Below are 568 nucleotides of genomic sequence, written 5' to 3'. Positions count from 1 at the left end.
AACACAGGACAAGGAACAAAAGAAAGCTCTGCGTGAAAAGAAAAAACAGGTCAGGGAACTTGAAGGGTATCGTGACAAGCTGATGGAATACGACAATCACCTTGAAGTCCTTGGAGAACGTAATTCCTATTCCAAGACCGATCCTGATGCCACATTCATGCGTATGAAAGAAGACGCTATGAAGAACGGGCAGACCAAGCCCGGGTATAATTTACAAATAGGTACTGAAAACCAGTTCATCATAGACTTCCGGCTGTTTCCCAACCCCACCGATACGCTGACCCTGATCCCTTTCTTCCACTCCTTCCAGCACCGCTATAACCGCTTACCGGGTATCGGTGTGGCAGACTCCGGTTACGGCTCGGAAGAAAATTACCGGTTCATGCAGGAAAATGGGATAGAGGCCTTTGTCAAGTACAACTACTTCCATAAAGAGCAGCGTCCCCGTTATGCTCCCAACCCGTTCCATGCGGAAAGTCTCCATTACAATGCGGGGGAGGATTATTACGTTTGTCCGATGGGGCAACACATGAACCGCATAGGAACCAGACGTGACAAAACAGCGAGC

General features: G+C 48.6%; 1 protein-coding gene. It reads left to right on the top strand.

Annotated features, from left to right (window positions below; all coding sequences use genetic code 11):
- The coding region (locus BACCELL_RS25545) for a transposase (RefSeq protein ID WP_007215085.1) at positions 1-568 on the top strand (568 nt) is incomplete at both ends.

This window comes from Bacteroides cellulosilyticus DSM 14838, assembly GCF_000158035.1.
Taxonomy (GTDB): Bacteria; Bacteroidota; Bacteroidia; order Bacteroidales; family Bacteroidaceae; genus Bacteroides; species Bacteroides cellulosilyticus.
This window is presented reverse-complemented; position numbering and strand designations above follow the sequence as displayed.